Below are 26440 nucleotides of genomic sequence, written 5' to 3'. Positions count from 1 at the left end.
TCGTTGCAGCTGCCTCGATGATGGCATTCGGAAGCCCCGCATACGCGGCCGCGCCTCCTCCATCCAACGCACGTGTCGCGGCAGCCGCCACGTTTGGCCTCGAGAGCCTCGGAGGGGACTGGGCCAACCAGAAGACGACCGTCATCGCACGGTCGGGCCGCATCGACGCGTTCCTGATCGGACGGAACTACCAGCTCTACCACTACTGGCAGAACCCCGGCGAACCCTTCTACATGGAGGCGCTGGGTGGGTTTTTCCAGCTCAACTCCGTCGCCGCGGTGACGTCGGAGCCCGGCCGCCGCGACGTGTTCATCGTCGGGAGGGACAGCCAGATGTATCACTATTGGCAGGTTGACGTAGAAGGCTTCTTCCGCAGCGAGTCGCTGGGCGGCGACTGGCCAGCCGGCATGATCGAGGCGGTCTCGTGGGGGCCTGGCCGATTCGACGTGTTCACGCTCGGGCGCAACAACCACATCTACCACTACTGGTACCCGCATCTGACGCCGACCGGTGCCGTCTTCGGCCTCGAATCCCTCGGCAACTACGGGCCGAGCTCGCCGATCCTCGCCGCGACTACCTCGTATGGCCGCCTCGACCTCTTCGTGACCATCGGCTCGTCGGTGATGCACTTCTTCCAGAACGCCGGTCAGTCGTTTTACTACGAGTATCTGCCGATGAGCTGGTGGGAGCGGCCGGGCTTCCTCGACGCGGTGTCGTCCGCCCCCGGCCGGCTCGACCTGTTCGTGTCCACCACCGATACACGGAACCTGGGTGGACTTGTGCTGCACTTCTGGCAGGATCCCGGAACCGGCTGGTTCGGCAAGGAAGGCATCGCGACCTGGACCCGCAGCAACGGGTATGCGACCACAAGCCCGATAACAACGGTCAGCTGGGGCCGGCCACGCGTCGACTTCTTCACCAAGCAGGATGTGTCCAGCGATCCCTACAATGCGCCGATGTACCACGCGTGGCACGAAGACCACCCCTGGGACATCGAGAATCTCGGAGGATTCTGGCCGGGCCACATGAGCGCGGTGTCATGGGGACCGCGGCGACTCGACCTGTTCACCATCGGCGGCAACGCACAGTTCTACCACCAGTGGCAGGGCTGATCCGCCCGATTCGGCAGTTACCGGGCGGGGCGCGGGCTATTCGGCCCGGCGGCTACCAAGGCCGCGGGGTCGAACTGGCCTTTCCCGACCTCATCGACTGGCTGCACACCGGGCGGTCATCGTTTGGTGGCCAAAGGGACACTGTAACCTCTGGCCACCAAACGATTCGGCTCCTCCTCGTCGATCGCGATCAGCACGAAGTCGGGGTAGGTCACCTCGGCGATGGGATAGTAGAGGTCGCCGAACGGGTCGCGCTCGATGTAGATCGGTCAGGAGTTGAAGTCGCGAAGCAGCGCAATGAGATCGCGCCGTTTCGCCGCTGTGGTGATCAGCAGGCTCATGTGCATCTCCGCGAGATCTGGTCGTGGGGCAGGCACCCAAAACACACGTCGGCAGGCCGCCGTCGCCCGGTCCCGTCTCGCGCCATGTCCTCGGCCTGGTGACGCGGCCGTCCCGCAACCTGTTGCCGCGTACCGGATGCCACGCCCTGGCCGCTCGCAGGATTGTCAGCCGTCGGTTGCATCGACGTTCCCTCCCGCAGCCGGGCATCACATCGCCTATGACGTGTCCCTTCAGCGGGATACATCACAGCGAAGGACGATCACGGCGCGCCGACCCGATCTTTCTCGGCGCTGTCGGCGGGGAACCGTCACCGGACGGTCACGGTTCGATCCCTTGAGCGTTCGGGGCTGATCAGATTCGCCTGATCCATTTGCCGATTGGGCTTCGTCGTTTGGAGTTGGTCCTGCTGATGTCAATGATTTCGATGGCGACTTCCTTGCTCTGGTATGCGCCGGTCTGTTCGAATATCCGTTGTGCTTGCCGTAGCTGGTCGAGTGAGGTGTCGATCTCGTTGTGGCGTAAAGCGCAGCGGCCGAGTCCGCGTAATGCGTGTGCTTCCTCGATGGGAGCGTGAATTTCGCGTGCTATTTGTAGCGCGTTCTGGTGGTAGCGCTGTGCTTGCTGGAGATCGCCAAGTTCGAGGTTGAGTGCGCCTAGGTTGTTGAGAACTTCGGCATGTCCGAGTCGCTCATTGAGTCGTCGGTAGATCTGCAGTGCTAGCTGCCACAGTTCGTCGGCTTTGGCGTGGTCGCCAAGGGCATTGTGGGCCTGCGCGAGGTAGTCGAGCGTGGTGGCGTACGCAGTCTCGTTTTGTTGATCGTGGTAGAAGCGCAAGGGTCCGGCGAGCATGGTGATGGCGTCCTGGGGATTTCCGGTCGACAGCCGCAATGCAGCCAGGGTAGTAAGGCAATGTACTTCGCCGCTCCATTCGCCAAGATCGCGGCAGATGGCCAACGCTTCTTCGGCGACTGAGTTCGCCCGCTGAAAATCTCCGAGCAGGCGAAGCGCATACGCCAGGCTCAGGAGCGCGTTGCGTTCTCGGAGTCTGTCACCGAGTTCGCGGAAGATAGGCAGTGCTTGTTCGTTCGCCTCGACTGCCCGGGCGAGCTGCCCGGTGCAGGACCATGCGTCGCCGAGATGCTGCAAGGCGTCTGCCGTCCCATGACGATCGTTTAGCTGACGATAAATCCCAAGGGAGCGGGTTAGAGCGTCGATGGCGCCGGCATAGTCGTCGGCTAGAAGGGTGTAGCCGAGGTAGTTGAGGGCGTTGGCTTCACCCAGGGGCTGGCCGAGCTCTTGATAGAGAGCTACCGCCTCTTCCTGCATGGGTTTTGCGGTTGCGGAATCGCCGGCAACGTGTGTGACGAAGGCGAGTTCTTTGAGGGAGTTGGCCTCGCCTAGTGGCTGGCCGATCTCCCGATACATGTCCACTGCCCGCCGCAGTGCTGCAGCGGCTCCTTCGGTGTCGCCGGTGCAGTAGAGCATGGGAGCGAGATCGTAATAGGCTCCGGCCTCGCCTGATTGGTCGCCGACGGCTTGTGCCGCGCTGATCGCCGCGCGGTGTAGCTCGGCCGCTGGTCTGTACAGTCCGTCGTGGAACAGGTAGCCCGCCGCAGCGCTGGCCAAGCCGACGACTCGGCGGTGTCGTGCGTCTTTTTGCGCTGCCCGTATGCAGTCGAAAAGGTTGGCCTGTTCTGAGCGCATCCACACTAGTGCCCGGTGGATCGTGGACACGTCTGGCGCGGTGCCCGCCCAGTTTGCGGGTGCGGCGGACGCCACGCGCGGATCTCTAGCGATTTGCTGATCAGCGAGCGCGGCGGTGGACTGGTAGTAGTCGTAGAGCCGTTCACGGGCGAGATCGCGTTGATGTGCCTCCTCGGTAGCCGCCAACGTTCGTGAATAGTCTCGAACGAGGTCGTGCATGCGGTACCGGCCGCGGCTGGGCTCTTCCAGAAGGTGTTCGTCGTAAAGCAGTTCAAGATGCTCCTGAACTCGGAGCAACGGTAGATCGGCCAACGCTGCCGCTGCGTACGCGTCGACGTCTGCACCTGGGTGAAGACCCAAACGCCGAAACAGTAGCTGACGCTCTGCCGGCAGGTACCGATGCGACAGATCAAACGCTGCGGCTGCCGCCTTGCTTTCAGCGCGGATCGTCTCAAGCCGGCTTTCCGTCGCGGTGAGATCGGCGATGACATCTGCCCCCTTCCACGTGGGATGATGCCGCAGGCGGCCCGCCACCAGCGAGACGGCCAAAGGCAGACAGCCACACAGCCGCACCACCTGGTCCACCTCTATGGGATCCATCTCCGAAACATCGCGGCCCGAAAGACGAACGAAGAGGCTGCTCGCCTGCTCGGCGGGCAACGTGTCCAGCGCCAGTACGACCGCGTCCAAAGCCGCCAATCGGCGGCGGCTGGTCACCAGCACCAAGCACTGCCCAGCACCTGGCAGCAGCGGCAAAACCTGTTCGTAGCTGGCAGCATTGTCCAAGACCAGCAAGACCTTCCTTCCTGCCAGCCGGCCACGCCACAACGCCGCTCGTTCCTCCAGCGTGGCCGGCAGCAGCTGCGGTGCCAGCCCGTTTGCTAGCAGCAAAGATGCCAGTGCGTCCGACGGAGCGACCGGGGTATGCCCAGCGGTGTGCGCGTATAGATCGATAAACAATTGGCCATCGGGAAACAGCTTCGCCAACCGATGACCGGCATGAACGACCAGCGTGGTCTTACCGACACCCGCCATCCCATCAATCGCATGAACCGCCACAGTCCGCTGGCCATCGGTGGCCTCCCGCGCCGCCGCCAGTATCCGGGCGAGATCTTCAGCCCGGCCAGTAAACGTCGCAGTGTCACGTGGCAGCCCGTTGCGGGGGTGTTCAGGCGCCTCCTGCCCGTCAGCATCTACCAGCCGCCCGCACTGCCGCTGTGGCTCATATATACCGCTGGAAAGCTCATATTCCACATCGCTTCGCGCCCGCCTAGGCAGTGCCGCGATCAGCACCGCCGAGCCCATCGCAATCGCGGTGAAGACCGCCAAGGATCGCCACGGATGAACTCGCACCAACTCCAGCCACCCGGGCCAGCGTTGCTGCGCGGAGGCCTGCTCGGTGGCTAGCCCCACAAGGACCCCGATCGCAGATACTCCAGCTGTAAACGCCAGCATCCACAATGCCCTATGTGCTCTCACATGCGAGACGCTAGATGGCTTGACCTTTGACCAACAGTCGACCTAGTCGAAACGCGATGATCGACGTGTAATTCCAATCGAACGTGCGAGCTGTTCAATACCGCGCGGGAACTTGATCGTCGATCACAGGCGGCGCATTCGTGTGGTCGCGAAACTGGATCGGCCAGCGGTCAGCTCCAGAGTTCCACACCCGAGTATCGCGATGCTTCGGCTGAGATCTCAGATCGGCGGCCTTATCGGACAGCCGGCACCCGTCTCACAACCCAACCCGCACCGGACAGCGATCGCGAGCGCAGCGAGCGCGATCCACTCCCCCGTCACAGAAGGAACGTCCATCGGTCGGCGTCGCCGCTGTATGGCCAAACGGCAGCAAAAGCTGGGTGAGCGTGCCAGGCCTGATCGCAACGGCAGCGCTTGTGCCAGAATACGGGCTCAATCGACCTCGCGGAGGACACCGATGGGGACCTGGGACAGCGGCCCGTTTGACAACGACACTGCCGCCGACTGGTGCGGCGAGCTCGACCGCGCAGACCCGGGCGACCGTCCGGCGCTGATCCGTAATGCGCTTGGTGCCGCCGCCGATGAGGAAGGCTATCTCGACTCCGATCTGGCCTGCGAAGCGATCGCCGCAGCGGCCGTCGTGGCTGCCCGGCTTCCTACCGGTCAAGCCATCAACTCCGCGTACGCACCCGACTTCCTCCGCAGCGGGGATCGGCTGGGGTTGCCTCACGATCTGCCGACACTCGCGGTGCGCGCCCTCGACCGGATCATGGCCGAGGACTCCGAGTGGCACGGCCTTTGGAACGACGCCTCCACTGACGACAACCCCGCCTTCGATATGGTGGGCAGTCTTCGAAAAACCCTATCCGCGTCACCGGAGTCCGGATCCGACTGACACCGGCCGCACGCACCGGCACTAGCGTCACTTGAGCCTCGGCGTCATCACCGAGACCGCTCTATACGCACAGCAGCTTGCGTCCTAAGGGGAACGGCGGATTCTTACGGTGATCGCAACAGCAGTGGTCCGATGGCTTCTATCGGCGTGTGGAATCCTAACCTTTGCGTTGCCGGTTGTTGAGTTCTGTTGCCACGTTTTCGAGGTGTTCGGCACTGTGAGTACTCAGGTCTGTTCCTTTGGGAAAGTATTGGCGCAGTGGGCCGTTGGTATTTGTTGACGCCTAGCTGCCATGGTGAATGTGGATCGCAGAGAAAGTGTCGATGCCTGTCGCGGCGGCTATATCCTTCCAGTCGCGCATCTGCGGCCCTTGATCCCGTGTCAGCGATCGGCGCAGCTGCGCCGGCAGCCGTAGCAGCTGATCGTTCAGCGGCTGGCGTATCTGGTCGGCCTTGTAGCCGTGCGGCAAAGGGACCAGCATCGTCCAGCCGGTACTGCGTTCCACGAGTGTGCCGATCGCGCTGGTGTTGTTCCGGCCGATGATCAGATCTCCTTCCCAATGTCCCAGTGTGGCGCGGTCGGTGCCCTCAGCTGGGCGCTGCCGGATGCTGACCATTCCGGCAATCCGGTTCCTGCGTAGCCCGGTTTGGCGGCGGGGCCGGCGCAACTGGCGGCCTGTGCGCAGCCGCCTGGACAGATATCGAGGCAAGTCGCCATGAGGCAGGCAGCCGTGGTCCGCTTTGTTGCCCTGGCCGTAGCTGGTGGCCAGGCGTGCTTGCTGTGCTCGACTGGTCTCGGTTTGGTTCGGCTTCCGTCTGGTCTCGAGGCTTCCGAATACTACGAGCACGCCAAGGTTCTAAATGATATGGCCGTGGCAGCGGCAAGACGCCGTGGGCATCCATTGTGGACAAATCAGAATGTGGTGACCTCGATATCGCTGTCCAGCCTGCGGTGGCGACGTGCGGTGACCGTCCACGGATGGTTATCCCCGAGAGTGCTGGCAAGCAAAGCAAGGGTGCTGGCTCTGAGCTGACGGGCCGCCCTCGGGCGGTTCGTGGCGCGCAGATCGAGGGCTACGTTGTTGGCGCAGGCGAGCGTGCTGGGGTGGTTTGGGCCTTGGGCGTGGGTCAGCTTGTGAAGGGCTTGTTGCCCGAGTCTCAGCGCCTGTGAGGGCTCCCCAGATGCCGATAGTTGACTGGCAAGGTTGGTTTGGGCGGACAGCGTGGCCCAGTGGTCTTCACCGAAATGATCGGACAGGATCGTGTACGCCCGCTCGCCGTGCTGTCGTGCACTGTGCACATCGCCGGCTCTCAGTAGGGCGATGGCCGTGTTGTTCAGGGCCGCGCCGGTGGTGGGGTGGGCTTCGCCGAGTAGCCGTTGATGGTCAATCAGGGCGCTGGTAGCTATATCGCTGGCCCGCTTCGGGTCGGCTGCGCGGGTAATGTTCGCCAGGCTCATTCGCATCATGGCGGTCTCGGCGAGGGTGTCTCCAAATGCTGCCCGATATCGGTCGAGGGCGTGTTGTCCGGCGGATATGGCTTGCTCTGTACGGCCGACCGCGCGCAGCGTCAGGGCGTGCCAGCGGTTCCAGACGACGTGGGTGAATAGAGAGGCGCTGGGTCGGGCATTCATTTTCGCTGTCGTGTCGGCGAGGATCTCCAGGGCGGTTGGGTAATGGCCCAGGTAGTAGTGATCGCACCCGGTTGCGGCGGCGAAGAATAGGGTGCGCCAGTCCTCGGTGCCATGGGATTTCAGGCACAGCTGTGCGTTCTCCTGGTCAAGGGCTAAGGCTTCGTCGAACCTGCCGAGGAAGCGCAGGTCGATTGCGAGGTTGTTGCGGGCCGAGGTGACCAGGAATTGGTTGGGCCTGGCAATGGCCAGGTGAGCCGCAAGCGTGGCTCGATCTAGGTCGTGTGCCGTCCAGTACTCGCCGGCCAGGCGCATGTCGCTGGCGATTGCCGCGGCCGATCGTAGGGTCAGGGAGTCCTCTGGACCGAACGATTGGTGGGCACGGGTGTGCGTGTCCTGGTCGATCTCGCGGGCCTGCTTGGTCTCGCCGAGCCAGCGCAGGGTGTCGCCAAGTCTGTGGCGCAGCTCAAGCACCTGGCGGTGGTCCGGGCCTAGGCGCGGTGCCCATCGTTGCAGCGCCTGTTCGCACAGGCTGCGGCAGGTTGCGTGGTCACCGCGCAGGAACCGGTAGCGGACCTGGTGGATGATGATCTGCCGGACCGCCGCTTCGTCGCTGTCGAGGCATCCAGCCCAGAGGAAATGCGGAGCGACCCATTCCAAGTTGACTTGTTCGAGGGGCGAGTCTACGAAGTCGATACTAGATATTGCGGCAGCGAGGATTTGCTGGGCGGTGGCACGCATTATGGCTGCATCCGAATCGGTTAGGCGGCTGCGCAGGAACGCCTGGACTAGGCGGTGCAGCTGAATGGTGTGCCGTTGTCCGTCGATTTTGGCCAGTGACAGGCTGCCAATTTTGTTGAACGCCGCGCCGAGCAGCAGAGCGTCGGCGAGGGCGGCTGTAAGCGCGGCCGGAATTGCGGATGCGGTATGCGTCAAGTGGAGCAAGTCTCGTGCGATGGGCTCCGGCCCAAAGTACGCGCATAGCTCGAGCAGCTGAACCGCGGCCGGGTCTGACTCATTCAGCGTGGCTAGGGAGAGGTCCCAGGTGGCGGCGACAGACAATGGATAGTCGGTGGGCTTGTTGGCCCGCAACAGGTCTCGCATACGACGGTCAAGAAGCTCGATGTATTCGTTCGCCGAGCCGCCCGTGTTGCTGATCCATGCCGCCGCTTGTTCCAGGGCCAACGGCAGATCCCCCAGATGCTCGGCCAATCGATCAGCATCACGTTCGGACACGTGGGCCAACCGGTGCTGGATGAGTTCGAGGCTTTCCTGGCGCTTGAGCACGTCGACCTCGACCGTGCGCGCGACCTGGCCCCAGGTGCGATTGCGAGAGGTGACCAGAACCTGTCCGGCAGTCTCGGCGGCGTGGGGCTGAGGCAGATAGGGACGAACCGATTCAGGATTCTCGGCATTGTCGAAGATCAACAACCAGCGTCGGTACGGCTCCCCGCGGCGCAGCGCATCCCGGACGGCATCGATAGTACGCGAAGCGTCATCGGTGTACGCGATTCCCATCCTGTCCGCCAGCCGTTGATAGGAAGCGCGAAGCAGATCGGCCTGCTCGGCTGGCAGCCAGGCGACCAAGTCGTAGTCGCTGGCGTGCCGCACGGCGTACTCAATGGCGAGCTGGGTCTTGCCCACACCACCAAGCCCATACAAGGCATGGGGTATGACGGCGGCAAGGTGGTCACGGGCGCTCAGGCTGATCTCGAGCTGCCGTAACAGATCGGCACGGCCGATGAAATGGAGGTTACGTGCGGGTACGTCCAGCCAGGCCGATGTCACAGTCGATCCCGGCGATGCCGCCGGGATCGCGGGCAAGGAAGCCAGCGACTGCCCCGGGTCGCGACGCCCTATCCAATTTTCGCCGAACACTACGACTGTCGATCCCGCGCCGACCAGAGCCACGAGCACCGCGAAGAACCACCAATTCCAAGTGGCAGTGATCAGATTCGTGAGGGCACCGATGGCCGCCGCGACCACCGGGCCAAGGGCCAACAGCCAATTCCTGTTCGTACGGCGCACTGCCGGTTCTGCCAATGCTGCACCACCCTCCGTCGACAGGTATCGGTCCCGACGAATCTGAACGTACCGCCCGAACGCACGGTAGCCCACCGCCCAACCGGAGGGTCGAACAAGACTCTTCCGCGCCCAAGGCCAACTGGTCCGAGCCTCCGGCCCTTACAGACGGGTCCGTCCGCACTGTCAGCCGAGGCAAGGAAGACGCGAGCTCGATCTCCAAAGCGGGCGCTTGCTGAACATCCAGCCTTGCCATCATGAGCGCGTGTGGGTGTCCGTTCGGGACCAGCTACCGAGACAGTCGGATCTCCAGGCGACCAGCACATTGCGCGTCTCAGAAGGAACCGCTTGCGGACGGATGGATCTAGCGTCTTGAGACGCCGGCAACGCGCGGAAGCCGATGGGCGGATGTTGGTGAGCCCGTCCTGATCACTGTGTTGACCGCTCGCCGCTTTCGGTGGTCGTTCACTGAAAAGAGTCGTGGCTATTGTTTCCTGCGGGCGCGTCGGCGAGCCGCCTGTGTTTTGCATAGGCCAGCCCGTACACGTAGCGAGGGCGCCGCGGATGATCGGCCGGGCACTCCTTGAGCGCGGTGCGACTGGCGTCTACGGCAGCGTCGATGTCCTCGGGCAGCCCTGCAAGATCGTAGCGATGACACCGGTCGCGCGATAGGATCCATAGCGTTTCAGCGCGCTGCAGTCCTGGTTGCTGATTTGCCAGCATGGCCTTGCCGAGTTCGATGATGGCATCCAGGTCCTGCCGGTGTTGCTGGGTCTCCCACCTGTGCCGCAACGCGTGAGCCCGCGCATGCATCGCTAGCAGGTGGTTCGGGTGGCGACGCATGGCTACGGCTGTAAGAGCCATGGCCTCGTCCATATCCCATGGCGAGGTGTCGCGTGCGAAGCGCAGCGCCAGCAGCATGCCCATGGTGCGCTGCATCTCGGGTAGTTCCTGATAGTCGTTGCCGACGACCCCCATCGCTTTACGCATGAGCGCAATCGCCTCGTCAAGATGGTCATGGTTCGTGTCGCGCTCGTAGGAAGCCTGCAGTCCTTTAGCAAGGTTCAGCCAGTAAGTCGGCCGATGAGGGTCGTTGGGTGCCGCCACCGCCAGTGCCTCTCGCAGCCGGGCGATGGCACGTTCGAGGTCTGCGTCGATACCTGCTGTCTCGAATGAGGCGAGCAGAGATATTCCCTTGTCGGACAGTTCCTTGGCCCGCAGGGCTCGTTGCGGATCGGGCGGCAGCGGACGATGCCGAACGCGTGCCTCGCCGCGGAAGAAACGAACATGCGGCGAGGTCGTGGCCGCCGGTTCCTCCCTGGCCGGCTTGCGCGGCGGATTGGCGTGATTGGTCTTGTTGGGCACGGTGTGTGGTGGGGCAGGCTCCGCGTTAGTGGCTGTGACATCTTCCAGCCGGATCTTCGGCACGCCAGGGTTCCAGAAAGCCATGGCGGCCATATCGTCGGCCCCAGGCGACACGAGATCCTGATGGTAGTACGCGACATGCAACGCGAGCCGGGCAGCGACGTCGTGGAGGTACGTCGCCACGTCCGCAAGGGCATAATGCTTGTGCGTCTGTAGCCGATGCCACGCTTCCTCGTGCGACAGCTCACCGCTGTTGACCCAGATCGCAAGGCGGTAGAACCGGCCAAGCTCGCTGCTCGGTGCCAAGACCAAGGAGGCAAGCTCGTCTAGTCCGAGCCAGAGGCTCAGCCTGTAGCTCAGATCGAACACCTTCAGCAGGCGTCGAAAGCTGCCCTCATCGAGTCCATCCTCGAGCGCTGCGAGGGTGTCAGGAAAGTCGTACTGACCAGCTCCCGCCACCGCGACGTCGGCGGGTTGCAACCCAGTTGCTTCCATACCTTGCCTTGCCATGAGGGTGAGCAGCCCACCACGGCTGCTGGCCAACAACAGGATTCGCCCCTCCGACAGGAATGAGCTGCGCGCGTCGATGTAGTAGGTCATCGCCGTGCACGCAGTCAGACCGCTGCCTGTATGCAAACGAATCATGATGGGCACATGCCCGGTGACCTGCGTGAACCGATCCCTCTCCACAGGCCATTGCATCGGGAGCTGCCGCAGAGCGAGGTTGTCCAGGTTAAGCGGTGGATCGAGCTCATGCGCATCGAACCTGATCGTCACACAACGATGGTTTCATCCACGACGAGTTCCTTGCTCCACCGAGAGTGCCGGAATCGATGACCCCGTGGACTGCCCGCGCCGCGATGTGGAGTGCGACGACGACGCCCAAACCGTCTCAATCACCGTTGGTTTTGTGAGACGGGCGCCGTGCCGGCCGTCCGATGAGGGCGCCGATCTGAGATCTCAGCCGCTCCACATCTCGATGTAGCTATCAACCGATACCATACAGGTGTTGCAGCTCAAGATAGCCCGAGGATCCGCATGGTCACTCGCCGACCGTCGCCGAAACGCCCCAAATTGGTGGGCGTCGTGGTCTGTCTCGTCTTGGCGGCGACGCTCGGGATCTTCACATCGGGCCTGTTGCCACCTGGTTGGAAGGTGTTGACCGCCACGCTGGCTGCAATCAGTGCAGCTTTGATGATGCTGGCCCAGTTCGCCTGGGACAGACCAACCGTGCCCACCTCGTCCGGCCGTGGCAGCCTTTTCCCGGCGCGCGACCAGTTCTGGAATCTTCCGGTCCGGTTGAGATCTTTCCAATCCAGGCCGAGAGAAATTGGCAGATTGGACTCCTATCTCGCGACGGGCTCCGGCGAGGTACGAATTGCGGTCGTCTTCGGCATGGGCGGCGTAGGTAAGACCAGCTTGGCCACGGAGTTCGTTTACCGTAGGCAGAGTGATCTCTCATGCGCATGGCAAGTTGACGCCCACAGCCGAGAGTCCCTAATTCAATCGCTCGCCCAACTGGCGTCCCGCCTTGGAATCGATGAAGCAGACCACCACACAGCTGCGACGCTCGCACTGGTGGAACTGGCCCATCGTGAGCGATGGATTCTTATCTATGATGACGCATCATGGCCCGCCGATGTGGTCGACCTGCTCCCAGCTCGCGGCTCCGGGAGCATAATCATCACCTCACGAAACCCTAACTGGCACACGATAGCTCCATCGATAGAGCTCCTGCCGTTTCCTGCCGATGACGCAGTTCGCTTTCTTGTCTCGTCCTCATACGATTCAAGCGATGCTGTGTCAGCCCTCGATGTGGCGATGCGTGTTGGGCACCTGCCGTTAGCCCTCGAGCTCATTGCGGCGTACTGCAGGACGCGACACGTCGACCTGGAATCTTATGCTGCGTTCGATCAGGGGCAGAAGCGTGGTGCGGTCGAGTCTGCCGTCTACCGTGTCCTGCTGCGGAGTTTCCGATCTCTTTGCTGGCGTGATCCAGTGGCGGCGGACTTGCTCCGCCTGATGGCTTTCTTTGCAGAGAACGCGATACCGCGAAGGTTGATTACCGAATATCCACAGCTATTGCCCGTGTCTCTGCGGAAATGCTCCAAAGATCCGCTTATGTTGAACGGAGCTTATGCATCACTGTTCGAGCTGTCGCTGATACGTCAGGACACGAAGGTGTCGGTCCATATCCATGGTTTGGTCCAGGCTGCTTTGCGCCAGGTAATCGAAGACGGAACCCGCTCGTGGTCACGGCGTCTAGTCAGCCTAGTAAAGGATCGGTTTCAGCCGCTTGGGTTCTGGCGCTTTGAAACGGCCGCGGGGTGGCGGCCCGAGCGCTGGCACCGATGCGCAACAGAACTGCTTGCAGCCGCATTTCCGTTGGCTGACTCGGGCAGCGCCCACTGGGACGCATGCGCAGAGCTTCTTCCACACGCCCTTGTGGTCCTCTCCGAACCCACTACCAATCGCAGTCCCATCGCTAGAATCGACCTGCTATTCGCCGTCGGACGCTATCTTCATGATCGCGGCGAGTATCAGCGTGCCGTGAGCTGCCTGGAGGAATGCCTACGAATTCGTCTAGCCACGCACGTAGACAGCAGGGTGGAGATCACCCGCCTCGAGACGAACCTGGCCATGGCGCTGCGAGCAATGGGCCGGACAGATCAGGCTGTCGACCTACACGGCGCAAGTCTAAGACGCAGCGCATTGGAGCACGGCGATCAGGATCCCAATACTCTCTATGCGTCCGTCAAACTGGCCATGGCCTTGCGTACCAGGGCCGAGACTCGATTGAGCGCAATGCACCAGCACCTCAGCCGTCTGGTTCCACCAGCCGAGGCTGACCTGCTCGAACCGTTGCTGAATGACTTGCGGGCTTCACGCACCCTCCGGTCCGCGAGGAAGATCGTCGAGATTTTGTCTAACCGGGACCGCGACATATCGACATCATTCCTGGAGGCCAACGGCGCTGAGCTGCTCCAGGTTGTCGACTCCTTGGAAACGGATCTCCTCACCGCCAGGTCGCTTCAGGAGAACGCACTAGTGGGCTACCGAGGCTTATACGGAGACGACCATGCCGAGACTTTATACGCCGCTAACAACCTGTCGACAACGATGCGCACGATCGGAGACATGGACGACGCACACAAATTGGCTACTGAAGTCATGCAACGATACGTAAGACTAATGGGACAGGATCATCCAGATACCCTGAAGGCTCGGAACAACCTTGCGCTCATCGTTCGGGCAATGGGTGATCTTAATGCAGCGAAGGATCTCCTGACGTACAACTACGAGTGCCGGCAGCGAGTACTCGGCGACCTGCACCCGGACACGCTTCGTTCTGCGAACAACGTGGCGGCCACACTGGTGGCGCTCGGTGATCACAGCTCGGCCCTATCGCTGCATCAGAGCACCTTGCAGGCGCTCACGCGTGTCTTGGGGCCAAACCATCCGGACACAATGATTTCCAGAAGCACGGTAGAGTCCCTGCGCCGATCCCTTGAGTCAGGTGCACCAGGCTGATCCAAGCCGCGGGACGACGGCGAGGGACCGATGACCGAAGGGCCAGCGTACGGGCGTGGGGTGTCATCGCCGCTCGACCGCGACACGGTTCAGTCGTCTGGTACTCAAACCATGCGGCTCCGTGAATGTTGGGATCCGCCTGACTGGACCGTGGATCTTGTCGACGTAATTCGATCACAGGGATCCAGTCAGTCGATGAGGAACCCGAGCCGCCGTTCAAACTGGTTGGGTCCACGATGAACCTATTGTGGGCACGAATGCATATGGAAGTAGGACGGCGCGCCGGCCGGAACCGGACAATCGGCGTTTGTACGTGCCGTCAGATCAGGCGAATCTGCAACTCAGCCGACAAGGCTATGTCGATGGCCGACAGAAATTCTTGAAGTCGACAGCATGGCGCGCTCGATACAAGGCGCACCAAATGGTGAAGACATCCTGCTTGCTTCTTCGCATGCTGCCACCCCGTAGCTCGCGATCTAGCTGTGGACGCTTCTCACCGCGACGGATGTCGAGCTGCTTTGCGCAAGGTATTCATGCAGCCGAGAGTGCCGGAACTGGTAGACAGCGCCCGCTTGGCGCAAGATGCCCCGCTGATGGGCGTCGTGCAGGAATGCCATCAGGTTCCATGGAAGGTAACCGCTTAGTCTCCAGCGCACGCGTGCGAAAGAGAATTGGAACCAACAAGAGCGCACCGAAACAACGGTTAGCGCTAGAAGTACCAACACCATCCAATCCGGAATTACGCGTTCGCTCGAGCTGAAGGTTAGCTCCGACTCGGGAAGAACGAGGACAGATAGGGTTACCCAGCCAACCACGCCGACTGCGGCCAAGAATATTCCGACGGCGTAGGCAAGGCGATCTAGGCGCAGAGACGCAGCAGGTGTTGCTAGGCCGACTGCACCGAAATCGTCAAATGCAGCCCGTGCGACACCGACCAGCAGCCCCGCTAGCAAGCCAGCCAAGAGGCCGAACCATAGGCTTCCGGCCATCAGGCCCCCCAAATCCAGCCACTGATCGACTGTGGATGGCAGCTCATGGACACGCAGAAGATAGGTCTGTAGCCACACCATCAGCATGGAAAGCAAGCCAACAATCGGACCGAGCGCGACGCATGCCAAGAGCAGCGATATGACCTGATCACGACGCCCTACCATTTTCAACATCACCCGTCGTGGGTGTGTAGGGGGCGACAGAACACGTGCTAAAGGGTCGTAGAGCGCGCATGTAGCAAGGAAGACGACCACGCTGGTTGTCGCCCCGACCTCCGGCGCGAAAAAGAAGAGCGCGCCTGCGCCGCCGCCAACGACAAATGCGGTGGCCAAGCGCTCGCGCCACGAGATCGCATCGGGCCTGTGGCGTGGCTTTATAGGAATCGCAAGCAGACTAGTCAAGCACGTGCACACTGCCGAACCGGCAGCGAGCAAGCCCCAGCCGAGCACGACCTCGGCGCCCACCAACTCGTCAAGATCGGAGGCTCGTTGAAACACGTCCGCGACAACACTTCCGGAGGCAAACGCGAGACTCGTGGCAATGCCTACCAGTATTCTCCATCCCAGCGGTGGATAGACGCGTTTTGCGTAGTTATTTACTATGACAACCAGGGCGATTAGTCCGCCGATGAGGCTGAGGTAGGCAAGGCCCCAACGGAAGAATTCCAACATCATGTGCTGGATGGTCGCGAAGACAAAGGAGAATACGAAGCCCACCAAGAACGCCGACGCCCAGGGAACCTTTGGCCTTAACGTGAGGTGCCACCACGCTACATCGACGGGACCGCCGCCGTGACCTGAGCTCCGGGCGAGAATACTTAGCCACTTTCTGGCCGCTTCGGCCCCGAACCTTGGATCGCCCGGTGTCCCATACGCTGCTGGCAGATATGCATCGAGGAGGTGATCCTCGATGCTCTTGGCATCGGGGAAGCGGCGGCGGTTCGCCAATTCCTGCGGATCCAGCGTTGGTATGGCGTAGACCACACGGGCCAGCCAAATCATCAACGGCGTAGCGAATACCTGGGCCAATGGCTCCTGCGTGTCCGCCAACGGCCCCAGAACTCGCCGCCACCGCTCCGCGGCGCTAGGTCCTGACTGCGACAGGTAATCCTCGGCGGCTGTGAGATCCACCGGTTTTAGCTCAAGCACCGCAGCCGCAGACAGTGCCTGACCGCTGGCCGCCACCGCACGCTCGAAGTCGCCGGTACGACATGTCAACACGAACGGGATGCCACCCCCGGTCTCTGCGTCGACGCTCTCAATCGCCGCGGCATGCAACTCGGCTGGTATTTCATCCAGCCCGTCCATTACGGGCAGCACCCGCTTCTCAATCACCAAGCGCAGCAGCATGTCAAGGGAGTTCCGACCAGCCATCAGGCCCTGATAGTCCTCGCTGAGTCGACGGCTCACATGATGCCAAAGTGGCTCAGGCGGACGCCAAGACGAAAGGGACACCAATACGGGCACAGGAAGGTGCTGCTCGACACGCCGCTGTTCCAGCAGCTCCAACGTCATCCACAAGGCGAACACGCTTTTGCCAGAACCCGGTTCGCCCAGCACTACCATCCGCCAATTTCGCGCCCGCAATACTTGCGTCGCGTCGGCGATATCGCCTTGCGCGGTGTCGTCGTGCGCGCCGGCCGCAACCGTCACCGGGCGTGCCGTCGTGACCCAGGTCACACGGATTGGGTTCTTTCGATTGATCCTACGTGCCGCAGCCTCGTCCCTCCACTGCTTCTCTACGACGCCGGCAAGCTGGTCCAGCAGTTCCTCCCGAGCCTCTGGGGGACCAGTTGTCACAGGCCGCCGCGACTTTGCAATCTCCCAAACCACGATCGGTGCCACTAACACAGGCATCGCGACCAGAACCCACCAACCATTAGACCCAGCGAGGGTGTTGGCCGCCATACCACCCAGCACCGGCAAGACTGCCAAGGTGATCACTGTCAGAGCGCCAATCAGTAGCCGTCGCGCTCGATCCACACCATTCACCTGCCCTCCGCCATACCCGCCGGCGCGAGACTCGTCAGCGGCGCTGGCCCAGTCCAAGCTAGTCACGGCGGTCGCTTCACGAATCGGATGATCGTCCATGTTGCGGCGGCCCTGACCGCCGCCGTGTGGCCTACTCGCCTTCCCCTCCGCGACCAAGAACCAAAGAGCGCGCCGAAGAATGATCCGTCGCGAAGTGGCGACGGCGACCGGAAACCGTTCGCCCGGCGGACGCAGACGTCAGCTCGCCCCAGGAGTGGATTTGAGTGAACCTGCCGCGGATGCTCGGGTTGAGGCTCGCTGAGGGTATGGATATCACGCTGATGACGGGTTATGCCCGTTGCTCGACCGACGAGCAGGACTTGACCGCGCAACGCCAGGCGTTGCTGACGATGGGTGTTGCGGCCCATCGGATCTATGTGGACAAAGGTTTGACCGGCACCAACCGTAACCGGCCCGGCCTGGACCAAGCTCTGGCCGCCGTGCGGGCCGGGGACACCCTGGTGGTTTCCAAGCTGGATCGGCTGGCCCGTTCGGTGCCAGATGCCCGCGCGATCGGCGATTCTCTGGTGGCGCGTGGAGTCAAGCTGCGTGTCGGCGGCATTCTCTACGACCCGGCCGATCCGATGGGCAAGATGTTCTTCAACATCCTGGCCACCTTCGCCGAGTTCGAAGTCGACCTGCTGCGGCTACGCACCAAAGAAGGCATGGCCGTCGCCAGGGCTAAGGGCCGGCTTAAAGGCAAGCCGCCGAAGCTGAACCCGCGCCAGCAGGCCCACCTGATCAAGCTGCACCGCGCAGGCGCCCACAGCGTCACCGAATTGGCCGACCTGTTCTCGGTATCGCGGCCCACTGTCTACCGCGTCCTGGACAACGCCCAACGCCACGAACCGCCGCCCGGCACCAGCCCCGCATCCGGCCCGTAGGACATAAACGCGCAGTGTGCACCACCTAGGCCCAGGCCACCTTGGCCGGGCCTAGGCGCCCCTAGGCCACCCCGATTAATGATCACATGCGCACAAACTGGTGATCATATGCGCAGTGAGTGTAGGCTGACGGCATGACGAGCAAGCGCCGCATGAACCTGAGCCTGCCCGAGGACGTCGCTGAATATCTCGACGGCGTCGACAACGCCTCCGCGGTCGTTGCCGAAGCTATCCGGGCGCGTCAGAAAAGTGAACGTAGCCGGGCCATGCTCGCCCGGCACGGCATCTCGGTCACCGACGACGGGATCAAGGCCGCCGGCAGACGGCTGCGTGAGGCCGAATCCAGGCGCAACGAGGCAAACAAGGGCCGGAAGGCCACCGCGTGAGCGTGCGGCTCATCCTGGATACCTCAGCGCTGGTTGCCTACGCCGCAGCCGACACCAGGGCTATCGACCTGGGTGAACTACTGCTGACCGTCCAGGAAAACGGGGACCTCACCGGCATCCCCGCAATGTGCCTGATCGAGGCATACCAGCAAGTCAGCCAACCGCATCGAGACCACCTGCTGGAACTGGTCGGCGACGACGAAGGCCTGGCCGTCCTGCTACCAGTCCTGGCCGCAGATGTCGCCACGATCGCCCACCTCGCCCTACAGCTACCGCCACCACCAGCCCACGCCACCGCCGAAACCCACAAACACCACGCTCTGCTCGCCACCTACCAACGCCACACCTACACCGACATCCTCGCCGCCGAAGACATCCTCGACCTGTAACGGTCAGCAGCGTCTAACGGACGCCAGCGTTGCGCGCACGTTTGATGTGTCGGTGCTGGCTCGATACAACGCCCAGGTTTCGATCGGCGGACATCCGCTACGCTTGATGTCCACTGCAGGGTGGTGGCGGATGGCTGGTTGGATGCGGCGCGGTGCGCCGGCAGGCATTTCTACCGGGCTGGCTTTCTCGGCGGGCGCGTTGACCAACGTCTTCACCCAAGGTTGGAGCTGGCCTGTTGGGATTGGTCTGGGCGTACTCGTCGTGGGGTGGGTTGCCTGGGAGATGCGTCAAGCCGTTGTTCAGCACGCGATTTCCGGATCGGGCGTCGACGTGGTCAGACATGCCGCTGCCATTCGGGAAGCGCGGACCTCGGTGGTAGCACAGGAGCCGCTCGCGGTTATGCGTCATCTGGTCGAACACGGCGTCGAATCTGGCACGCCTGGCGTCCACGCAAACGTCACACCTACCGTGCCAGCGGAGCTGGCGCAAGAGCATGGCCCGGGCATGCTGTCGCTTGCTCCACCGGGCCTGGCCGGCCTGTCTATGCGCGGCCGCGATCAGTTGGTGGGCGAGCTGACCGGTCTGTACCGACGGCGGGCTCGTCACGCGCCACGCGTCTGCATTCTGTATGGCATGGGCGGCGCGGGTAAGACGAGTGTGGCAGCGAGTGTGGCCGATCGGCTACGGACGCAACGGGTACAGGTGTGGTGGGTGTCGGCCGCCAATCCTGAAGAACTACACGCCGGGATGCGACAACTGGCCTCATGCCTGGGAGCCACCGACGCACAGATCGAGCGGGCGTGGACCGGTTTAGACAGTGCCCCCGATCTGGTGTGGCGGCTGCTAGCCAACCATCCCACCCGCTGGCTATTGATCGTCGACAATGCCGACGACACACGCTTGCTCACGCCCTCTGGCGAACCGCCTACTTCGGGTCGCGGGTGGATCCGACCGCCGCACACACGCCGCGGTGCTGTGCTGATCACCAGTCGCGAAGGAAATCTCGCTGCCTGGACCATTGGGCATCTCGCTTCCGGCAAAGGCGAGAGTTGGTGCCGGATGTATCGGGTGGGCATGCTTACGCCGGCCGACGGTGCGCAAGTCCTGCTTGATCACACTGGCAGCCATGCAGGCTCCGCGACACAAGCCGCCGCATTATCAATCCGGTTGGGTGGACTTCCGCTTGCGCTGAATTTGGCTGGCCGCTACCTCGTAGACGCCCGGCGGATGCCCTTACCCGGCGCGGCGACGACCTTCGCCGACTATGTGGCAGCTCTGGACAGCGGTGGCATTTCGGCTGTTTTCGGCCACCAGGTCACGAGTTCCATCGACGGGCAGGTCGGCCGGCTGATTGAGCGGACGTGGGAGCTGTCGCTCGACCTGCTTGGCGACCGAGGTCATCCGCAAGCGCGCAACCTGCTAGGGCTGTTGTCGCTATTGGCCGATAGCCCTATCCCATACCAGCTTCTAGACCTCAAGGTGCTGGCCAGGTCCGCAGTGTTCTCGTCCCTCGACATCGGAGAGTTACTTAGGCTGCTGCGCGCGCTGGCAGGCCTCGGCCTTATCGAATCCGACGACACCGACGCCGACCCGGGTCCCGCAACGCTGCGCATCCACCCGCTCATCCGGGACGCCAGCCGACATCACCTCCACATCACCGTCCACCACGCCGATTGCATCGCACTCGCTGTTCAGCTCACCGCCGCTGCCAGCACTGGTGATCCGGATGACGCATCGAATTGGCCGAACTGGCGTTTACTCGCTCCGCATGCGCAACACTTGCTGACCGTTGCAGCGGACGCAGCCCACATCGATAGGGCGTCGGCCGAGGTCGCCGCCCGGACCGCTCGTCGGGCGCTACGGTATTGGGCCGCTGTCGGCCAATCCGCGGTAGCCCGCAAGCAAGCCAATTCCGTCCACGATCTGTGCCAACGGTTGCTGGGTCCGGATCACGTCGACACCCTGGCCGTGCGCAACGATATGGCCGACTGGACAGGGCAGTTCGAAAACCCTGCAGCTGCCCGCGACCTATACGCGAAGCTGCTGTCGGCGTGGGAGCGCGTTCTCGGCACCGAGCACCCTGATGCCCTGGCGGTGCGGGCCAAGCTCGCTGACTGGACCGGCAGGGCTGGCCACCCCGCGGCAGCCCGCGACCAGTACAGACAGATCCTGCCCCAATGGGAACGGGCTTGGGGGACCGCTGACCGCGACATTCTGGCCATCCACAACAGCCTCGCCCATTGGACAGGGATGGCCGGCGACCCTATCGCCGCCCGCGACGCCTACACAGCGCTGCTCCCGGTGTGGGAGCAGGTTTGCGGCGCCCAGCACCCAGCCGTCCTGGCCGTGCGCAACAACCTCGCGCTGTGGACCGGACACTCCGGCGATCCACGGGTCGCCCGCGACCAATGCACGAAACTACTGCCCATCTGGGAACGCGTCTGCGGCGCAGAACATCCAGACACGCTGGCGGTACGCGCCAACCTCGCAGACTGGACAGGCCACGCCGGCAACCCAGCGGCCGCCCGCGACCTGTACACCGAAGTCGTATCCATCTGGGAGCGGATCTGCGGCACCGAGCACCCCGACACCCTGGCAATCAAGGCCAACCTCGCCCACTGGACCGGGATGGCCGGCGACCCCGCCGCCGCCCGCGATCAATACACCGCGCTGCTACCCCTGCAAGAGGCAAGTTGCGGCATCAACCACCTCGACACCCTGGCAGATCGGCGTAACCTCGCGTACTGGACCACACAGGCCGACCTCCATGCGACCGCCCGCAACCAACCCGCACAGCAGCGACTCAACGCAGCACACGTCCCTTCCGAGCATCACCCCCACACCTTGCCCGTGCGCTACAACCTCGCCTTCTGGAGCCGACGATCGACGCATTCCGCTGACACCGCGAACGATGTCATCACCTAGGAAAGCCCCTCGCTGCGACCCGGACGAGCACACAAACAAAAGTTGCTAGCAACAAAGCCTGTGATCTCAAAGAGCATTTCTGACCGCATAGCGCGGCTCTAGCCACCATGGACGACAGCGAGCTCAACGCCCACTGGGCACGAACCGATCACTATCCTTCCGACTTTTGCATCAACGTTGGAAACGGTGGACCAAACGCTGCATAATTCGTTGCTGGCGAAGAACTGCGGCGACGCTTAACCCCGGCACCACCACCCAGCGCTCTTCGGGTAGCGCCTTCAGGCCGAACACACTCATACCACTGACGCTCCTATAACAAAAGTCCGCACGGAAACCGGCTGACAATACACGTATCGGTCGACGCGTCACTGGTCTCGCTCGTCCAAGACGCGCTCCCATTCGCCGATGAAGCCGACCTCGAGCGATTCGTCCATGCGGCCTTCGTCGACCGCGCCAATCGATTCCCCCATGAAGCCAACAGTAAACGAGACATGACACTCGCCAGAGATCCGACAGATCTCGCCGAGAAGCTCCTTAACGTCTTCCAAGTGGGCGCGGTCGACCGTGCGGTCCACTTCTTTGTTCCATGGCGGCCGCGCTGTATAAATCGACAGTACGAACCCCAGTGAGCGCCCATCACGAACATCTGATTCGTCGAACAGTTCAGGCGGCCCAAGGACCAATTGCCGTCGGCCGGCCAACTGCTGAGACAGTGCTTGCATCGAGTTGGCGACCGAGACGGGCACCGTTCCTTCAACCGTGGCAACCAGACGGTCGATCGGGTGATCTTTTCGCACGAAGTCCTCCAGCAAACTCGCTACCGCCAGCCGGATGCGCTACGACCTCCGAACCAGCATCGGCGGGATTCTAGAGCATTTTCGTGACCACATGATCAGGTGCGCCCACTCTCGGCCAGGAGCGGACATTCCGTTGGATCATTTGAGGATCCCAAATGAGACACCGTCCAGCATTGCGGTGTTTCAGCTCGGCTGGCGCATGGGTCTATTCCATCGCGGAATGTTACTCAACAGGAACAGTAGTACCGTCGCCGCCGCCAGCCAGGACATCACCCAGGACGCGGGTTGCGCTGGAACAAAGACCCAATATGCCCACAGAGCGGCGGTGAAGACGAAGCCGCTGCTGATCAGAATGGAGTTGGACTGCGGGTGGCCCTTGAGCAGCGTCCAGGACTGGCGCGATAGCGCCATACGCGACCTTCGGGCTTGGATACGGTAGTTCAGCGATGCGAAGATCCCGGTACCCCAGGTCAACATCGCCATGAACAGGAACTCATCGGTATCACCCGTGATCGTGGCGACGAGCATGCCTTCGGCGGCTCCGACGAGGAATGGGGCCATCGCATCAATGTCGCCGCTCACCTAATTCCTAGTTTGTGCAAGATCGCGCTCAGGTAATTGGACAGCCGCTCACGTAATTCCCCATGGGGAGGGCGAGCGGCGGTGTGGTCCTCGTGATCGGGAAGAGTCCTTCCTCGTCTGTAAGGGGCGAGGGAGCCGATGGCGAGGAGAACGTTCACCGTGGTCGACGTGACCGAGATTCTGATCCACTGGCATGCGGGCCGGTCGATCAGTGAGATGTCCACCAGCTTGGGTGTGGACCGTAAGACGATCAGAAAATATTTGGCTCCGGCGATCGCCGATGGGCTGGCTCCGGGCGGGATGGCCAAGTCGCCGGCGGAGTGGGCGGCGCTGGCGACGGCGTGGTTCCCGGGTTTGACGGACACCCGGTTGCGGCAGGTGACGTGGCCGCAGATCGAGAAGTTTCGTGACTACATCGTCACGATGCTCAAGGCCGGCGTGACGCAGGCGACGATCCATCAGCGGCTGCGCGACGAGCATGGCCTGACCGCGTCGCTGGCCTCCTTAAAGCGTTACGTGGCAGCGAATCTGCCCGAAGAGGTCCGCCGCGATCAGGTCGTGGTGCTGCGCGTTGAGGTCGAGCCTGGCGGCGAGGCGCAGATCGATTACGGGCAGCTGGGTTGGTGGGTCGACCCGGTCGGCGGCCGTAGGCGCAAGGTGTGGGCGTTCGTGATGGTGCTGGCCTGCTCGCGGCACATGTTCGTGCGCCCGGTGCTGACAATGGACCAGCAGGCCTGGACCCAGGCTCATGTGGAGGCGTTCGCGTTCTTCGGCGGTGTCCCACAACGCTTGATACCAGACAACCTGCGCACGGGTGTCGAACGGACTGACCTGTACGACCCGAAGATCAACCGGTCGTATGCGGAGCTCGCCGTGCACTACGGCACGCTGGTCGATCCGGCGCGGCGAGCCAAGCCCCGGGACAAGGCGCGGGTGGAACGGCCGATGCCCTATGTCCGAGACTCGTTTTGGCGTGGCCGTGATTTCGCTTCGGTGCAGCAGATGCAGGCCGACGCGGTGCGTTGGTGCACCGAGGTCGCCGGACGCCGCCCGTCCCGGCCGCTGTCCGGGGCGTCGCCGGGCAGTGTGTTCGCCGCAGTCGAGGCCGACGCCCTGAAACCGTTGCCGGTCAAACGTTTCGTGCTGGCGACCTGGTCGACGGCGGCCGTTGGCCCGGATATCCACGCCAAGGTCGGCAAGACGCTGTACTCGATCCCGTGGCGGTTCATGGGCCAACGCGTCGACGCCCGCTCGACCGCCACCACGGTGCAGTTCTTCCACAACGGGCAGGTGATCGCCACGCATGGCCGTAAACCCTCAGGCAAGCAAACAGATCTGAGCCACTACCCGCCGGAGAAGATCGCGTTCAAGATGCGCACCCCGACCTGGTGCCGCAAAAGGGCCGGCGAGATCGGGCCGTTCTGCGCCCGGCTCATCGACGGGATGCTCGAAGTCCACGCCCTGTTCCGGCTACGCGCCGCCCAGGGCGTCCTGGGCCTGGCCGACAAACACACCCCAGACAGGTTGGAAGCGGCCTGCGCCAAAGCCATCGCGGTCGGAGACCCGTCGTATCGCACCGTCAAAGGCATCCTGGCCGCCGGCACCGAGACCGACCCGCCGCCACGGTCGGCCGGCGACGGCGGCGCCGCGGCGTTCCTACACGGCCCTTCGCAGCTGTTCGCGAACGTCATCCCCATGCCCACTACGGGCGCACCGCTCGGCACGGACCTGGCCCAGCCGAGCGGCGGCCAGGACGGACCAGGCCTCCACGAGCAAGCCATCTGACCGCCAACACGTTATCCGCCAACGGAAAAGAGATGCCGTGACCATCATTGAAACCGCGCTCAACGACAGCCTGCGCGCGTTGAAGCTGTCCGGGATGCTGCAAACCTTGGACGCCCGGCTGTTGCAAGCCCGCGCCGGTGAGCTCGGCCACCTGGAGTTCCTGCAGGTCCTCTGCCACGACGAGATCACCCGCCGGGAAACCATGGCCATCGAACGCCGGCTGCGCCGCGCCCGCTTCGAGCAGCAAGTCACCCTGGAGGAATTCGACTTCGCCGCCGCACCGAAGCTACCCGCCGCGCAAATCCGGGACCTGGCCGCGTTGCGCTGGCTCCAATCGGGTGAGTCGGTCATCTGCTACGGACCGGTAGGGGTAGGGAAAACCCATGTCGCACAAGCACTTGGGCACCTCGCCGTTCGCCGCGGCGCGGAGGTTAGGTTCAGCAAAACCAGCCGCGCCCTGGCCGACCTGGCCGGCGGCCATGCCGACCGGACCTGGAACCGGCGCCTTGCCGAACTCACCAAACCCGACCTGCTCATCCTCGACGACTTCGCGATGCGCGAGCTCACCGCCATCCAGGCCGACGACCTCTACGAGCTGATCTCCGAACGAGCCCAATCCGGGCGATCGCTGGTCCTTACCTCCAACCGGGCCCCAATGGACTGGTATCCCTTATTCCCCAACCCTGTTGTCGCGGAATCGCTCCTGGACCGGCTCATCAACACCAGCCATCAAGTCTTCATGAACGGCCCCAGCTACCGGCCCAACAAACGACCAAAACGGACCGACTCGACAACCAACCAACCCACCAAGTAGAACTATGACCGAGGCCCACGCCTGTCCCATTACTTGAACTCCGCGGTGGGGAAAACGGCGAGCGGCGACACGCATCAATCACGGTCGGCACCCAGGCGAACATCATCAAGCCGACCAGGTATTCCTGCCAGATCACGGCGATCCCAACCAGCACGACCACGACTCGGCCCGCACGATCTACATCGATTTCCTTGTAGGTGGCGCCAATCGTCTGGATGAGATAGCCAAGGGCCACACCCTGAATGATGCTGATCAACGTCAGATAGACATCGCGAAAGGACTCCTGGACCCGCCCAAGCGCCATGCGCCGCGCTTGGTCCCGCTCGCCAGGCAACGATTCGTCGGCCACGGATGGCATTTTCGAGTACGACCACTCGATCCGCAACACATGGGTCAGGATCGCTCTCCTTGTTGCCAGACGGAGGCCTGCACCGACTCAATGCCGAACGGTGACCAAGTGGTGCGCTTGTTGGTCTTGCCATCCATGGAACCCGTTGCGGACGGCGTCGTCGCTGCGCGCCGACATTCTTTCCGGTGCGCTTGTTGGTCTTGTCCAAGGGGAACCCGCACCGAACATTGATCGCGAGCGAAGCGAGCGCGATCGCCTTGCTCTCTCAGAACCAACGCCGAACGGCTGCCAAGTTGGCGTCGACGTCTGTCATAGACGGCACGACCCAGCTGCCCGACGAGCTACCCATTGGCCGCTTGGCACCGAACCGTGGGGATCGTGACTCAGGTCCTGTGCCGCCGGCAACTTGTCGACAACAGCCAGAGTAGC

Annotated in this window: 17 protein-coding genes and 1 pseudogene; 9 read left to right on the top strand and 9 right to left on the bottom strand. The window is 62.8% G+C overall.

The features are described 5' to 3' along the window. Positions 1–1112 (top strand): DUF8189 domain-containing protein (locus tag Rhe02_RS39005; RefSeq protein WP_203913522.1); only part of this gene is annotated, 1112 nt, incomplete at its 5' end. A gap of 693 nt (positions 1113–1805) precedes the next feature. On the opposite strand, the gene Rhe02_RS39000 is transcribed toward Rhe02_RS39005, so the two are convergent. After that, positions 1806–4487, bottom strand: coding sequence for an ATP-binding protein (locus Rhe02_RS39000; protein WP_203913521.1), 2682 nt, complete (start codon positions 4485–4487; stop codon positions 1806–1808). 607 nt (positions 4488–5094) lie between these two features. Between Rhe02_RS39000 and Rhe02_RS38995 the strand changes: the two genes are divergently transcribed. Then, entirely contained in the window at positions 5095–5532 is a 438-nt protein-coding gene (locus Rhe02_RS38995; RefSeq protein ID WP_203913520.1) for a DUF4259 domain-containing protein, read from the top strand. A gap of 283 nt (positions 5533–5815) precedes the next feature. Here the strand turns inward: Rhe02_RS38995 and Rhe02_RS38990 are convergent, their stop codons facing one another. From Rhe02_RS38990 to Rhe02_RS38980, 3 genes are all read right to left on the bottom strand, one after another. Beyond that, the gene (locus Rhe02_RS38990; protein ID WP_203913519.1) at positions 5816–6379 is read right to left on the bottom strand and encodes an IS30 family transposase; all 564 of its coding nucleotides are present in this window, start codon (positions 6377–6379) and stop codon (positions 5816–5818) included. A gap of 65 nt (positions 6380–6444) precedes the next feature. Further along, positions 6445–9162 carry an FxSxx-COOH system tetratricopeptide repeat protein gene (gene fxsT, locus Rhe02_RS38985; protein ID WP_203913518.1) on the bottom strand — a complete coding sequence of 906 codons (2718 nt, stop codon included), beginning with the start codon at positions 9160–9162 and terminating at the stop codon, positions 6445–6447. A gap of 486 nt (positions 9163–9648) precedes the next feature. Next, positions 9649–11325, bottom strand: a complete 1677-nt coding sequence (locus Rhe02_RS38980) for a tetratricopeptide repeat protein (RefSeq protein ID WP_203913517.1) — start codon at positions 11323–11325, stop codon at positions 9649–9651. A 261-nt stretch (positions 11326–11586) separates the two neighbouring features. Between Rhe02_RS38980 and Rhe02_RS38975 the strand changes: the two genes are divergently transcribed. Next, a complete protein-coding gene (locus tag Rhe02_RS38975) occupies positions 11587–14079 on the top strand; it encodes a tetratricopeptide repeat protein (RefSeq protein ID WP_203913516.1) in 2493 nt (830 codons plus the stop codon). Between the two features lie 476 nt (positions 14080–14555). Here the strand turns inward: Rhe02_RS38975 and Rhe02_RS38970 are convergent, their stop codons facing one another. After that, positions 14556–17159 (bottom strand): NACHT domain-containing protein, encoded by a 2604-nt coding sequence (locus tag Rhe02_RS38970; protein ID WP_203913515.1) that lies wholly within the window; start codon positions 17157–17159, stop codon positions 14556–14558. A gap of 206 nt (positions 17160–17365) precedes the next feature. On the opposite strand from Rhe02_RS38970, the gene Rhe02_RS38965 reads away from it, so the two are divergent. The 4 genes from Rhe02_RS38965 to Rhe02_RS38950 all read left to right on the top strand — a co-directional run bounded on the left by Rhe02_RS38965 (position 17366) and on the right by Rhe02_RS38950 (position 21684). Then, positions 17366–17983, top strand: a complete 618-nt coding sequence (locus Rhe02_RS38965; protein WP_203913514.1) for a recombinase family protein — start codon at positions 17366–17368, stop codon at positions 17981–17983. 134 nt (positions 17984–18117) lie between these two features. Further along, the gene (locus Rhe02_RS38960) at positions 18118–18369 is read left to right on the top strand and encodes a hypothetical protein (protein ID WP_203913513.1); all 252 of its coding nucleotides are present in this window, start codon (positions 18118–18120) and stop codon (positions 18367–18369) included. After that, positions 18366–18758, top strand: a complete 393-nt coding sequence (locus Rhe02_RS38955; protein WP_203913512.1) for a hypothetical protein — start codon at positions 18366–18368, stop codon at positions 18756–18758. Before Rhe02_RS38960 ends, Rhe02_RS38955 begins: the two co-directional genes overlap by 4 nt. Before the next feature lie 283 nt (positions 18759–19041). Further along, complete coding sequence (locus tag Rhe02_RS38950; RefSeq protein WP_203913511.1) at positions 19042–21684, top strand: tetratricopeptide repeat protein; 2643 nt, start codon at positions 19042–19044, stop codon at positions 21682–21684. A gap of 171 nt (positions 21685–21855) precedes the next feature. Here the strand turns inward: Rhe02_RS38950 and Rhe02_RS50670 are convergent, their stop codons facing one another. The 3 genes from Rhe02_RS50670 to Rhe02_RS38940 form a co-directional block, all read right to left on the bottom strand. Continuing rightward, entirely contained in the window at positions 21856–21981 is a 126-nt protein-coding gene (locus Rhe02_RS50670; protein WP_275412677.1) for a hypothetical protein, read from the bottom strand. Between the two features lie 68 nt (positions 21982–22049). After that, positions 22050–22481 (bottom strand): hypothetical protein, encoded by a 432-nt coding sequence (locus Rhe02_RS38945; protein WP_203913510.1) that lies wholly within the window; start codon positions 22479–22481, stop codon positions 22050–22052. 183 nt (positions 22482–22664) lie between these two features. Beyond that, on the bottom strand, positions 22665–23063 hold the full coding sequence (locus tag Rhe02_RS38940; RefSeq protein ID WP_203913509.1) for a hypothetical protein: 399 nt from the start codon (positions 23061–23063) through the stop codon (positions 22665–22667). Between the two features lie 159 nt (positions 23064–23222). Between Rhe02_RS38940 and istA the strand changes: the two are divergent. Both istA and istB read left to right on the top strand, forming a co-directional pair. Beyond that, positions 23223–24737 (top strand): annotated as a pseudogene (gene istA / locus Rhe02_RS38935) (IS21 family transposase); the annotation flags it as partial. A 148-nt stretch (positions 24738–24885) separates the two neighbouring features. Continuing rightward, complete coding sequence (gene istB, locus Rhe02_RS38930; protein ID WP_203913507.1) at positions 24886–25662, top strand: IS21-like element helper ATPase IstB; 777 nt, start codon at positions 24886–24888, stop codon at positions 25660–25662. Here the strand turns inward: istB and Rhe02_RS38925 are convergent. After that, a complete protein-coding gene (locus Rhe02_RS38925) occupies positions 25586–26050 on the bottom strand; it encodes a hypothetical protein (RefSeq protein WP_203913506.1) in 465 nt (154 codons plus the stop codon). The genes istB and Rhe02_RS38925 overlap by 77 nt on opposite strands. Positions 26051–26440 lie beyond the last annotated feature (390 nt).

Source organism: Rhizocola hellebori, from assembly GCF_016862955.1.
Lineage (GTDB): Bacteria > Actinomycetota > Actinomycetes > Mycobacteriales > Micromonosporaceae > Rhizocola > Rhizocola hellebori.
The sequence above is the reverse complement of the archived record's forward strand: the minus strand, read 5'-3'. Positions and strand labels throughout refer to the sequence as shown.

Bases quoted from the DNA above. Each gene is read 5' to 3' on its own strand.
- Rhe02_RS38995 (WP_203913520.1), top strand. From the start codon at position 5,095: ATGGGGACCTGGGACAGCGGCCCGTTTGACAACGACACTGCCGCCGAC.
- Rhe02_RS38975 (WP_203913516.1), top strand. From the start codon at position 11,587: ATGGTCACTCGCCGACCGTCGCCGAAACGCCCCAAATTGGTGGGCGTC.
- Rhe02_RS38970 (WP_203913515.1), bottom strand. From the start codon at position 17,159: ATGGACGATCATCCGATTCGTGAAGCGACCGCCGTGACTAGCTTGGAC.
- Rhe02_RS38965 (WP_203913514.1), top strand. From the start codon at position 17,366: ATGGATATCACGCTGATGACGGGTTATGCCCGTTGCTCGACCGACGAG.
- Rhe02_RS38960 (WP_203913513.1), top strand. From the start codon at position 18,118: ATGACGAGCAAGCGCCGCATGAACCTGAGCCTGCCCGAGGACGTCGCT.
- Rhe02_RS38950 (WP_203913511.1), top strand. From the start codon at position 19,042: ATGCGTCAAGCCGTTGTTCAGCACGCGATTTCCGGATCGGGCGTCGAC.
- Rhe02_RS50670 (WP_275412677.1), bottom strand. From the start codon at position 21,981: ATGAGTGTGTTCGGCCTGAAGGCGCTACCCGAAGAGCGCTGGGTGGTG.